10 protein-coding genes are annotated in these 10,933 nt (G+C 69.8%); all 10 read right to left on the bottom strand.

The window, feature by feature from the left end; genetic code table 11:
* Window positions 1–2,228 (bottom strand): hypothetical protein (locus ACQKIP_RS28120; protein ID WP_427744459.1); only part of this gene is annotated, 2,228 nt, incomplete at its 3' end.
* A 689-nt stretch (window positions 2,229–2,917) separates the two neighbouring features.
* Window positions 2,918–3,577: a nucleotidyl transferase AbiEii/AbiGii toxin family protein gene (locus ACQKIP_RS28115; RefSeq protein ID WP_365866983.1), complete on the bottom strand. Its 660-nt coding sequence runs from the start codon at window positions 3,575–3,577 to the stop codon at window positions 2,918–2,920.
* A complete protein-coding gene (locus ACQKIP_RS28110; protein WP_365866982.1) occupies window positions 3,574–3,936 on the bottom strand; it encodes a hypothetical protein in 363 nt (120 codons plus the stop codon). The genes ACQKIP_RS28115 and ACQKIP_RS28110 overlap by 4 nt, the downstream gene beginning before the upstream one ends.
* Before the next feature lie 175 nt (window positions 3,937–4,111).
* The gene (locus ACQKIP_RS28105) at window positions 4,112–4,243 is read right to left on the bottom strand and encodes a hypothetical protein (protein ID WP_365866980.1); all 132 of its coding nucleotides are present in this window, start codon (window positions 4,241–4,243) and stop codon (window positions 4,112–4,114) included.
* 401 nt (window positions 4,244–4,644) lie between these two features.
* Window positions 4,645–5,592 carry a LysR substrate-binding domain-containing protein gene (locus ACQKIP_RS28100; protein WP_365866979.1) on the bottom strand — a complete coding sequence of 316 codons (948 nt, stop codon included), beginning with the start codon at window positions 5,590–5,592 and terminating at the stop codon, window positions 4,645–4,647.
* Between the two features lie 57 nt (window positions 5,593–5,649).
* Window positions 5,650–7,074 (bottom strand): MFS transporter, encoded by a 1,425-nt coding sequence (locus tag ACQKIP_RS28095; RefSeq protein ID WP_365866978.1) that lies wholly within the window; start codon window positions 7,072–7,074, stop codon window positions 5,650–5,652.
* A 66-nt stretch (window positions 7,075–7,140) separates the two neighbouring features.
* A complete protein-coding gene (locus ACQKIP_RS28090) occupies window positions 7,141–8,283 on the bottom strand; it encodes a M20 family metallopeptidase (RefSeq protein ID WP_365866976.1) in 1,143 nt (380 codons plus the stop codon).
* Complete coding sequence (locus ACQKIP_RS28085; protein ID WP_365866975.1) at window positions 8,283–8,957, bottom strand: DUF1028 domain-containing protein; 675 nt, start codon at window positions 8,955–8,957, stop codon at window positions 8,283–8,285. The genes ACQKIP_RS28090 and ACQKIP_RS28085 overlap by 1 nt, the downstream gene beginning before the upstream one ends.
* On the bottom strand, window positions 8,954–9,460 hold the full coding sequence (locus ACQKIP_RS28080) for a RidA family protein (protein ID WP_365866973.1): 507 nt from the start codon (window positions 9,458–9,460) through the stop codon (window positions 8,954–8,956). Before ACQKIP_RS28080 ends, ACQKIP_RS28085 begins: the two co-directional genes overlap by 4 nt.
* A gap of 10 nt (window positions 9,461–9,470) precedes the next feature.
* Complete coding sequence (locus ACQKIP_RS28075; protein ID WP_365866971.1) at window positions 9,471–10,757, bottom strand: flavin-containing monooxygenase; 1,287 nt, start codon at window positions 10,755–10,757, stop codon at window positions 9,471–9,473.
* Window positions 10,758–10,933 lie beyond the last annotated feature (176 nt).

Here is a 10,933-nt window from a genome sequence, read left to right as displayed (position 1 = left end):
TGCTGGACCACGTACCGTTCCAGCGTGATGCGACAGGACATGAGCGCCTTGGCGATGCTCTCCAGCACCAACGACAGCCGCCGGGTGTGCCGGGTGCCGGAGGTACCGGCGTAGGGGCTGGCGAGCGTGGTCGCCCGGCTGCCGATGCGTACACCCACGCCCTTGGCCTGGGCGTCAAAGGCCTGCGCCGCCAGCCGGGGTAGGCGTTCATCATCGAGTAGCCGTTCGAGGTTGGCAATCGCTACAGCGGCGTGCTCCTTAGCGGTTCCTGGGTGTGCGTCCGCGAGCCACGCCTGGTACTCCGGCAGCAATGCTTCCAGGTCCTGGTAGTCGACGGTCACAGTCATCGCGGACGTGGCGGCGTTCTCAAACTCATGCGCCTCGTCGATCACGAGGAGCAGCTCAGGTCCGACGGCACGCAGGTCGTCCAGGTGGGAGAGGACGAGGGCATGGTTGGCGAGGATGAGGCGGTGGCTGTCGATCGACTCCCGGACGGTGTCGGTGTGCACGGTGAGCGGGTTACCTGCGGCGGGGCCGTAGTCGCCGTCGCGCTGGGACAGCGACTCCAGCCAGAGCGGCAGGCCGCGCCCGATGTAGTCGGTGAAGAAGGCGGGCAGGTCCACCGGGTCGACCGATCTGGCCGTCCAGGACTGCGGGGGTTCCTTGGCCGCGAGCAGGCGCAGCGCGAGGAAGACGGCGAGTTCGCGGAACCGGCTCCGCTGGGAGAAGTCGGCGCGGGCGGTGCCCGCGGAGCGGTGCCGACGGGGGGCCTCGGCGAGGGTCTTCGTCAGGGCTGCGAGGGAGAGCCGGTTGGACTTGCCCTTGACCAGGTCGGCGACCCCGAGGATGCCCGGCAGGGCCCGCTCCAGGTCCTGGATGTCCTTCGCCATCTGGCTCTGCAACTGGTTGGTGTATGTGGCGATGACAGCGGTACGGCTGTCGCCACCGGCGAGCCAGTCCAGCGCGGCGGCGAGCAGTGCATAGCTCTTTCCGGTACCGGTGGGTGCTTCCAGCAGACCGCTGACGCCACGGTCGATCCAGTCGTGCAGTGTCGTCGTCATCGTCTGCTGGGCAGGCCGAGGTTCAACGCGGGAGCCGTGCACGACCCGGGCGAGAGCGGTCGGCTCGACCCTTCCGCCGGCGCCCCGTAAGACATCCGGCACGTCCACGGCGCCCTTGCCCGGTGCCCTTCCGCCAGGGGTTCGACGCGGCGTGCGCTGCCCAAACTCGGCACCCAACAGGCGGGCCACGTGCGCCTGCTCCCACACCCGCGGCTCTCGATCGTTGGCGGCCTCACCCTCGGCCAGTTCCCGCAACAGCCACCACGCGTCGGAGTCGGGGCAGACGTCGGCGATGAGATCGCGCAATTCGGCCGTCCTGCCTGCGAACTCGGCGGCGGCCCGCTCTAGGAGACGCACCAGCAAGACCGCGTCGCCGTCCGCAGTATGGGCGCGCAGATCCGAACGGGAGACGTCGAGCTGAAGCGCGAGGTCCTGAAGTCGGTGGGATGGGGCTGTCGGCCAAACGGCGTGCGCGAGGTACAGGGCGTCGACGGGGCGCACGGCGGAGAGCGGATCGCTGGTACCGGCCTCCTTCGCCGCTTCACTTACGACCGGAAAGTCCAGTGTCGTGCCGTTATAGGCGACCACGACATCGGCGTCCGACAGGAAGTCACTCAGCTCCGTCCACGCCTGTTGCTGGGATAACCCCTGGCCAAGCACAGCGTCCCGCACACTGCCGTCACGCAACTCCTCAGTGTCACCAGGGAACCTGAGGTACCGCCGCCAGTGGGGCGCCGCAGCGACCCATTCACGATCGGCGCCGAACCTGACCGCTGCCACCTCGTAGACGTGCCGCTCCAAGTAAGGAGCGGTCGCCGTCGTCCGTACGACACTTTCGACGTCGAGCGCGACGGTCCGCAGCACGGACGTCTCGTCCAACTGTGCAGCAACAGCGGACTCAGCGCCTGGCTGGCGCCGTTCAGACGCCACCTGTGCCGGGCGCACATGTTCCTGCGGAGCAACAGGTAGGAGACGGTCCCCCGAAGCGATCAGCAGACCTCCGCGGACCGCCTCGGCGACCAGCTTGACTAACCGCTGCTCCGGTAGTGTGCCGAACTGCTTCTTGGCCTCGACTACCAGTTCCCGCTCAGAAATTCCGGACGAGAAGGCGCGGACCAGCTCTGCAACCTTCCTGGACGCCGCAGAAACCGTCTGCCCTTCGGGCATGTACACCCCCCTTGCACACGGCCCCGGCCCATGCTCGACCGCGCCGCTCCCTCGGCTCTCCCTCCCCTGGAGACCCGAGACGTGGCCTACATCATAGTTTTATTCGGAAGGTTACGGACCTTAAGCAGAAATATTCGTGGTCGTCAGACGGACACGGACAGGCGTGACGGTGCTCAGCTTCCACGAGCCGAACTGGCGTACAGGCGCACGTGATGGAAGGTCGGCGTGCTCGCCCGTTGAGCACGCGGCCTCTTCCGCTGCCGCGGCCATCACCCCTTCGCGCATCCCCCCACCGTCTGCTGACCCCGCTCGCGGCGTTCCTTCACTACGGACGGGTCCGTGCCCCATCCTCCACACACGACTTCGACAGCTGAGTGAGGGTCGAGGGATACGGCGTGACTTTCCGGATCCAGCCGGAAGCCTTCCGACCCATTCTTCAAGCTGGCCGTTACCGAGTTCCACCGTCCGGACCCTGACTGCACGTGGGAGTGGGAGCGGGATGCAGTGTTTGACCGTTGCGCAGCCCGGTTTCGCCGTGAGTCCACTGCGGGGTATCGCTCGGCAACCCTGCACGCCCGCTGTGCAGGGCAGCCACCCATTATGGATGGCTGCAGGTTGGAACCTGCTGGCTACACCGCATCCTCTCGTTGCAACGGCGGTAGAGGGGGGATGGACACGATGACCGCCTCTCAGGCGTTCTCGTCCTGGATCCGCGCACCCAGATCCTCCGCCCACTCCAGCGCCCACGCCTTGAGTTCTTCGATCTGCCGGGTGGTGAGCCCATACGCGGTGTAGTCCTCATCCTCGTACCAGTCCGCGCCGATGAGCCGGTCCCGGAGGTCTTCGAGGCTGAACTCGTCGTGGGCGCGACGGCGGCCCAGGGATTCGAGGTCGGCGGCGGAGCGGTGACGGGAGGCAGCCTGGACGTCGATGAGGTCGCGGACGGTGCCGCGGTCGGCGAGGGCACGGACCTTGGTTCCGATCACGTCGTCGAGGGAAAGAACAGGGCCGTAGGGGGTCTGGGCAGGCGGAGCCCAGAACGCCTCCTTGAGGACGTCGACTTCGCACTCCTCGCCGGTGTCCGGATCGGTGACGAGGAACCGGCCACTGAGCGGATCGGTCTGGACGTGCGTGGTCTGCCATCCGCGCGCGCTGAGGCCTGCTGTGAGTGAGGCGACGATCTCCTGCATCGGAGCAGGGTTCTCGGTGGCGACGTCGAGGTCACGGCTGAAGCGTTCGACCAGGCCGTGGGCCTGCACGGCGTATCCGCCGGTGAGGACCAGAGGGTAGGGGGAGCCGAGGTCGAGGATGTCGGCGAGGAGACGCTCGTGGAGCGGAGTGAGCTTCACGTGGCGGTCGTGTCGGCGGGAGCGGTGCGGAGCAGCTCGGGGAAGGCGTCCTCCCAGACCTCGCGGATGTAGGGACTGATCAAGCGCCGCAGCACGGGCCACTGCTCGGTGAGCAGCCGGTGGTGGAGGAGAGCCACCAGGTCCTCACTCAGTCCTTCGGCAAGGACGGTCCGGTAAAGCGTCATGCGGGACTTCGGACGGTCCAGGCTGTAGCTCGTCCTCCCGGACCAGACGATGTGGAGCGGCAGGTCCACGTTGCCCTCGACGGGGCCGGCCAGCTCCTGCAAGCGCTCGGGCAGTCGGCTGCGGTAGCGGTCCCGCAGAATCTCGGCACGGGGGGCGGTGATCGTCGTGTCCATGCATCCAGTATCACTGCTGGGAGGCAGCGGCAAGGCGGATACGGGGCTCCCCTGTCGTACGTACGGGCCGGGGGCCGCCGCCCTTCTCTCGGACATCTCACCCAGTGGGCGCTTAGCGCAACATCGCCTACCCGTGCAGCGCCCAGGTGGTGCGGCAAGCGGCTGCCCTGCCGACCTAGGACCAGCCCCGCTCGCGGGCGCGCGTGATCGTGGCGCAGCAGGTCACGCGGAGGGCCGCCGCGGTGGAGTCGGCTGCGGCTTCGGTCTCCGAGTCGGGAATGACGACGGTGCCGAAGCCGAGGCCCATGGCGCAGGCGCAGTGGACGAGAAGGACACCGGGGCGAGGTCGCGGTAGCGGCCGGAGGGGGCAGGCGGAATCCATAAGGCACACCGCTCGGCCCCGAACGCAGCCCACTCACTCAGGACCCATGCCGCGGACGAGCTGTCGAGTCTTACACCGAACTTCCCAAGCGGGAGCCAGGCACCTGTGTCCAGGCCCCCGTCATGGCGGCCACCTGGTCAGCAAGCTGGGACGCTCCCGCGCCCGATGCTGACCGTTTGCTGACCCGAGCGGGGCTATCACACCTCTGACCTGCAAAAACACCCAAGTGCTAGATCTTGGACTTGAACATGGTGCGCAGCATGGAGCTACTCCTTGTCCTCGGCTCCCTGCCTGCGTTTTTGCAGGTCAAGGGCTGACCGCCCACTTTACAGCGTGTCGCGGGCGCGCAAAGGGCTCTTCTCGTCCGTCGCGATCTCCCGGAGCAGGTTCATCACTGCCCGGGCCCTGGCGGTCTGGGCCACGCCTCCCATGGAGACAATCTTGACTTCGAGCGGTGCGCCGCCGTCCCGCAGGCGCAGTTCGGCGACCTCGCCGCCGCCGTAGGTCTGGCTGGTCGCGGGCCGCTGGTTGAGCACGGAATACCCCAGTCCGCGGGCCACGAGGGAGCGCACGGTCTCGTAGCTGCGGGTGCGGTAGCGGACGTCGGGGGCGGTGCCGGTGGCGGCCACCAGGGCGTGGAAGTAGTCGCGGCTGTGCGGGAGGTCGAGCAGGACCAGGGGTTCGGCGGAAAGCTCGGCCAGCTCCACGCTGTCCTGCCCGGCCAGCGGGTGGTCGGCCGCGACGATGACGTAGGCCGGGGCACGGGCGATCGTCTCGCTGTGCAGTTCCGGCTCGGACGTCAGGCCGAGGCCGTAGGTGAGGGCGAAGTCGATGCGTCCTGCGGCCAGGGCCTGCACGAGCTGGTCGGTCTCCGCCTCCACCACGTCGATCTCTATGCCGGGGTGGCGCCGGGTGAACTCGCTGAACAGCGGCGGCAGGTAGTACGGCGCCAGGGTCACGAAGCAGCCGACGGCCACCGGACCGGAGAGGGTCTCCCCGTCGCCCCTGGCCTCCCGGTGGACCTCGCGGGCCCGTGCAAGCAGGTCCCGCGCCTGCTGCTGGAGCCGCTCCCCCGCGGGCGTCAGGGTCAGGCCCCGCCCCCGGCGCCGGATGAAGAGCTGCACCTGGAGGTCCTGCTCCAGGCTGTGGACGGCGGCGGACACGGCCGACTGGGCGATGTGCAGCTCGGCCGACGCCTCCGTCATGGAGCCACGTTCGGCGGCCACGAGGAAGTAGCGCAGCTGAACGAGGGTGAAACCCAGCGGTGACGTCATACGAGACCTTCGTGCCCGGTGAACGGTGTCCGCACCGACCCTATGCGGCGGCGAGGGCTACACCCGCTCGGCGGGCGTGTGGGGCGTGTGGGCTGCGGGGGATTCAGGGGACTCAGAGGACTCAGGGGACACAGCGGACTCAGGGGCCGTGGGAGAGATGTCCTCGGGGCGCAGCAGCGTGGTGCCGACGGTCTCCTTCAGGGTCAGGGCGGCGACCAGGCCGCCCACCGCGAACACCATCAGGTACGGGCCCGGCACCAGGGTGCTGCCTGTCGCGGAGATGAGCACCGTCATCAGGTAGGGCACGGTCCCGGCGAACAGCGCCGCGGTGATGTTGTACGCGACGGAAAGACCGCTCTGCCGGGTGCGGGTGGGGAAGATCTCCGCCGACCACACGGCGTAGGTGCCGAGGATCGCCGCCAGGATCGCGCCGAGCAGCAGACCGGCGATCCAGGTGCCCACGAGCCCGGTCCGCATCAGGAGGAAGGCCGGGGTGGACAGGACGAGCAGGGCCGCCGTCGCCCCGATGAACACCGGTTTGCGTCCCACCCGGTCGGAGAGCGCGCCGAACAGTGGCACGAGCGCGAGGCCCATCAGCGAGATGACCGTGGACAGCAGGGCCGCGTTGTCGGCGGAGTGGCCCAGGTGGTCGGTCTCGTAGGTGACGAGGTAGGTCAGCACGGCGTAGAAGGGGACGTGCATGGCCGCCATCAGGCCTGCGGCCTGCAGCAGTTCGCGCTTGTGGGAGCGGAGCAGTTCGCGGGCGGGGCTGCTCGGAACGGTGCCGCCTGCTTCGAGCGCCCGGTACTCCGGGGTGTCCTCGATCTTGCTGCGGATGATGAAGCCGATGACGCCGAGGGGCGCGGCGATCAGGAAGGGGATGCGCCAGCCCCAGGCGGTGAGCTGGCTCTCGTCGAGCGCGGTGGACAGGATGAGGAAGACGAACGAGCCGGCGAGGAAGCCGAGCAGGGAGCCGACCTCCAGCCAGCTCACGCCGAATCCGCGCCGGCGTCGCGGCGCGCTCTCGGCCAGGAAGCTGGCCGCGCTGCCGAACTCGCCGCCCGCCGCGAAGCCCTGGATCAGGCGAAGCACCACCAGGAGGACCGGGGCGGCGATGCCGATGGAGTCGTAGCCGGGGAGCAGACCTATGGTCAGGGTCGCGCCCGACATCATGAAGATGACCAGTGACAGGGTGCGCTTGCGGCCGATGCGGTCGCCGAGCGGTCCGAAGACGAGGGCGCCGATGGGCCGGATGCCGAAGGAGACGGCGAACACGCCGAACACGGCGAGCAGTCCGGTCGTGCTGTCGTCGGCGGGGAAGAACACGGTCGCGACCGTGCCGGCGAGATAGGCGTAGGCAGCCCAGTCGAACCAGTGCACGAAGACGCCTACGGCGCCCGCGGCGACGCTCCTGCGCAGTGCGACCACATCGGTGGCCGGCTCGGCCTCGGTCGTCGTGGCACTGCTGTCACGCGTGGGCATACGCGCCTCCTTGGGGAAAAGGGGTTCCGAAGCTGGAGCTGTGCGGGTGCCGCGGTCCTCGGGCCGTCAGGGCCGGGGTGGTGGGGCGGCGCCGCGGTCCACGCCGGTCCAGGCCAGTGCGAGCGCGCCGTCGAGCAGGGCGCGTTCGGCCCGCCCGCCCACGCAGTGGGCGGCGAACTCGTACTGGTGGTTGGTGGCGGGCAGGGAGCCGATGCCGATGTACGGGTGGATCGCGGGGACGACCTGCGAGACGTTGCCCATGTCGGTGGAGGCGCGGTTCATGCGCGCCGCCTGGCCGGGCGGCGCGAACTCACGGCCCAGGGCCAGGGCGTTGGTCCGGTAGTGCGCGAGGGCACTCTCGTCGGTGCGGAACTCCGCGTAGGGCTTGCTCTCCGGTTCGATCTCCAGGTCGCAGCCGGTGGCGAGGGCGCCCGCCTCGAAGGCCCGCATGACGCGCGGTTCGAGTTCGGCCAGTTCGGCGAGCGTCTCGGCCCTGACGTACCAACGGCCGCTCGATCGTTCCGGGATGGCGTTGGGGGCGTCCCCGGCGTGTGTCACCACACCGTGCACGCGCGCCGAACCCGGCAGTTGCTGGCGCAGCAGCCCGATGGCGACCTGGGCGACGGTGAAGGCGTCGGCCGCATTGATCCCGGCCTCCGGGTAGGCGGCGGCGTGCGCGGACTTCCCGGTGTAGGAGACCTTGGAATGGCTGACCGCGAAGGGGCGGGCCTCGGCGACGTCGACCGGCGCCGGGTGCACCATCATCGCGAGGTCCACGTCGGTGAAGGCGCCGCGGTCGAGCATCTCGATCTTGCCGCCGCCGCCCTCCTCGGCCGGGGTGCCGTAGACCTCCACGGTGAGTCCCGCGTCGTCGGCGACGGCGGCCAGGCCGAGCGCGGCGCCGACCGAGCTCGCCGCGATGAGGTTGTGGCCGCAGGCGTGTCCCAGGCCGGGCAGCGCGTCGTACTCGGCGCACAGCGCGATCTTGACCGGCCCGCTGCCGAACCGGGCGTGGAAGGCGGTGTCCAGGCCGAGGTAGGACGGCGTGACGTCGAATCCGGCGCGGTCGAGCAGTTCGGGTACGGCGGCGGCTGCCCGGTGTTCCTGCCAGGCGGTCTCCGGATCGGCGTGCAGCCGCTCGGAGAGGCCGATCAGTTCCGCGGCGTGCCGGTCGACCGTGTGCCGTGCCGCCTCCTTCATCCGCTCCATCACAGGTCTCCCGGAACGCCGTACGAGGGAGAGGTGGCGGGATCGAGTCCGCGCCGCACATAGGCGTCGCGTTGCGGCAGCCAGACGTCGAGCAGGTCGCCGAGCCGGTCCAGGGGATCCTCGGCCCAGTCCACCCGCAGGTCGGTGACCCGCCAGCCGACGTCCGCGACGACCGCCATCCCGGCGGAGTACACGGGCCCCTCCTCGCCGCCGGCCGCGACGGCGGCCTTCATCGCGGTGAGCAGTCGTTCCTCGAGCTCTCCCGTGGCGGCGGCGTACGCGTCAAGGAGTACGCCGGGGATGTGCGCGCCGGACAGCATGTTGCCGGCCGCGACCGCGCCGTCCTCGGTGGCCGACGCGAAGGTGCCCAGGGTGCGCGGGCCGCTGAAGGCGAACCCCGGACCCGACCGGCCGAGAACGGTCAACTGCCGGTAGTCGATGGTGTCCTTGTTCGCCGCCGCGCCGGTGACGCCGGCCAGGGCGCGTTCGGCGTCGCCGTGGTCCGCGAGGCCGTCGAGGAGGCCGGTGCCCAGCATGGGGTCGGTGATGTTCTGCGAGGTCGCCGCGCCGACGCCGGGCCGCAGGTGGACGACACGGGCGGCGACCGCCGGACTCGACGAACTGGCCGCGATGCCGAACCGCTCACCGTCCCTGACCACCAGAGAGAACGTCATGCCTGCTCCTCCTCGGGAAGTGCGGCCCCGGGAAGCACGTCCGCGGGAAGTACGGCGATCGCGTCGATCTCGCACAGCCACTCGGGCCGGGCGAGCGCGGACACCACCAGGCCGGTGGAGATGGGGTGGACGCCCTTGGTCCAGCGGCCCACCGTGCGGTACACCGCCTCGCGGTAGCGCGGATCGACCAGATAGATGGTCAGCTTGACCAGGTGTTCCATCCGGCCGCCCGCCTCTTCGAGCAGCATCTTGATGTTCGCCATGGCCTGCTCGGCCTGCGCCTCGACGTCGCCGATGCCCACGGACTCGCTGGTGTCGAGGTCCTGGCCGATCTGGCCGCGGACGTACACCGTGTCACCGGCGACGACGGCCTGGCAGAGGTCGTTGTCGAGGTTCTGCTCGGGGTAGGTGTCGCGGGTGTTGAACGGACGGATCCGTGTGTGCCCGCCGACGGTGATCGGGTCCTTGGGCCGGGGGCCCTGGTGCGTGCTCGGGGAAGTCATCGTCTGCTCCTCAGGTGGTGGGGGCGGCCGGGGCGGCGCCGTGCCGGTCGGTGGTGCCGTACGCGAGGTAGCCCCGCCGGGTCACGATGTGGTCGGCGACGTACCGGGCGTCGTGCCAGACACCCCAGATGAAGCTGGATCCGCGGCGGGAGAGCCAGGGCAGGCCGAGGAAGTAGACGCCGGGCTCGGTGGAGACTCCGCGTCGCTGCTGCGGGCGGCCCTTCTCGTCGAAGGCGTCCACCTCGAGCCAGCCGTAGTCGGTGGCGAAGCCCGTCGCCCAGACGACGGAGGTGACGCCGGCCCCGGCCAGGTCCAGTTCGAGGCGGGGGTCGCTCACGCACTGCGGGTCCGGTCCCAGGACGTGGGCCTGCGGCTCCTCGGGGAGGTCGAGGCCGTTGCGCTCGACGTACGCGTCGGCCGCCCGGAGCAGGGCGAGGTACTTCTCGTCGCCGAGCGCGATGTTCGTGGCGAGGTCGGGGGCGAAGCGCAGGACGCCGTCGGCGCAGGACTCCGTCATCCCGAGCAGTTCGATGCCGTCGGCGGCCAGGGCGCGGAAGTCCACGGTGTGGCCGCCGCGCGCACCGCTGACCGCGATGGTCACGTGCTCGGCGCCCTGCGGCGAAGTCTCCGCGTCCCAGAGCCCGAGCACCCCGAGCCACCAGCAGAAGTCACGCCCGCGGTACTCGCGGGGAGGACGGTCGTGCGGACCGACGGAGAGGAAGACCCGGCGCCCGGAGCGGCGCAGCTCGTCGGCTATCTGCACCCCCGAGGAACCCGCCCCGACCACCAGGACGGCGCCTTCGGGCAGTTGCTCCGGATTGCGGTAGCCGCTGGAGTGGATCTGCACGGGGACGGTGCCGTCCGGAACGATGGGCGGGAACACCGGCCGCTGGAACGCCCCGGTCGCCACCACGACGAACCGCGCGTCGATCGAGCCCTGTGACGTCTCCACCCGGAAACCCGGCCGGCCCGGGTGCCTGCGTACGCCGGTCACCTCGACACCGCAGCGGACCGGGGCGCCGATCTTCTCGGCGTACGCGGCGAAGTACTCGGCGACCTGCTCCTTCGTGGCGAAGCCGTCGGGGTCGACGTCGGTGAACTCGAGGCCGGGGAAGCGGTCGTGCCACGCGGGACCGTTGGCCACCAGGGAGTCCCATCGCTCCGAGCGCCACCGCTCGGCTATGCGATGCCGCTCCAGCACGATGTGCGGCACTCCGTGAGCCCCCAGGTGCTCACTGGCCGCCACGCCGGCCTGACCGGCCCCGACGACGACTACTTCGGTCTCTTCGCTCGGCACTTCATCCTCCGCTCATACGGCAGTTCATTCCGGTGTCGCGTTGACTGCGCTGCCGTACGGGACATCCTTGAACGCACCGTGAATCCTGTCCAACAGATGTTTCCGTTGCAGGCGATCGTTTTTTCAGATGCGGTTCGCCTCGGCGACCGGAGGCCGGAGCGAGACCGGGAAGGGTC

The sequence above is a fragment of the Streptomyces sp. NPDC059900 genome (assembly GCF_050270335.1).
In the GTDB taxonomy this organism is placed as follows: Bacteria; Actinomycetota; Actinomycetes; order Streptomycetales; family Streptomycetaceae; genus Streptomyces.
The sequence above is the reverse complement of the archived record's forward strand: the minus strand, read 5'-3'. Positions and strand labels throughout refer to the sequence as shown.

Excerpts from the sequence above, each read along its gene's own strand:
- ACQKIP_RS28110 (WP_365866982.1), bottom strand. The coding sequence starts at position 3,936 with ATGGACACGACGATCACCGCCCCCCGTGCCGAGATTCTGCGGGACCGC.
- ACQKIP_RS28105 (WP_365866980.1), bottom strand. The coding sequence starts at position 4,243 with ATGGGCCTCGGCTTCGGCACCGTCGTCATTCCCGACTCGGAGACCGAA.
- ACQKIP_RS28100 (WP_365866979.1), bottom strand. The coding sequence starts at position 5,592 with ATGACGTCACCGCTGGGTTTCACCCTCGTTCAGCTGCGCTACTTCCTC.
- ACQKIP_RS28095 (WP_365866978.1), bottom strand. The coding sequence starts at position 7,074 with ATGCCCACGCGTGACAGCAGTGCCACGACGACCGAGGCCGAGCCGGCC.
- ACQKIP_RS28090 (WP_365866976.1), bottom strand. The coding sequence starts at position 8,283 with ATGGAGCGGATGAAGGAGGCGGCACGGCACACGGTCGACCGGCACGCC.
- ACQKIP_RS28085 (WP_365866975.1), bottom strand. The coding sequence starts at position 8,957 with ATGACGTTCTCTCTGGTGGTCAGGGACGGTGAGCGGTTCGGCATCGCG.
- ACQKIP_RS28080 (WP_365866973.1), bottom strand. The coding sequence starts at position 9,460 with ATGACTTCCCCGAGCACGCACCAGGGCCCCCGGCCCAAGGACCCGATC.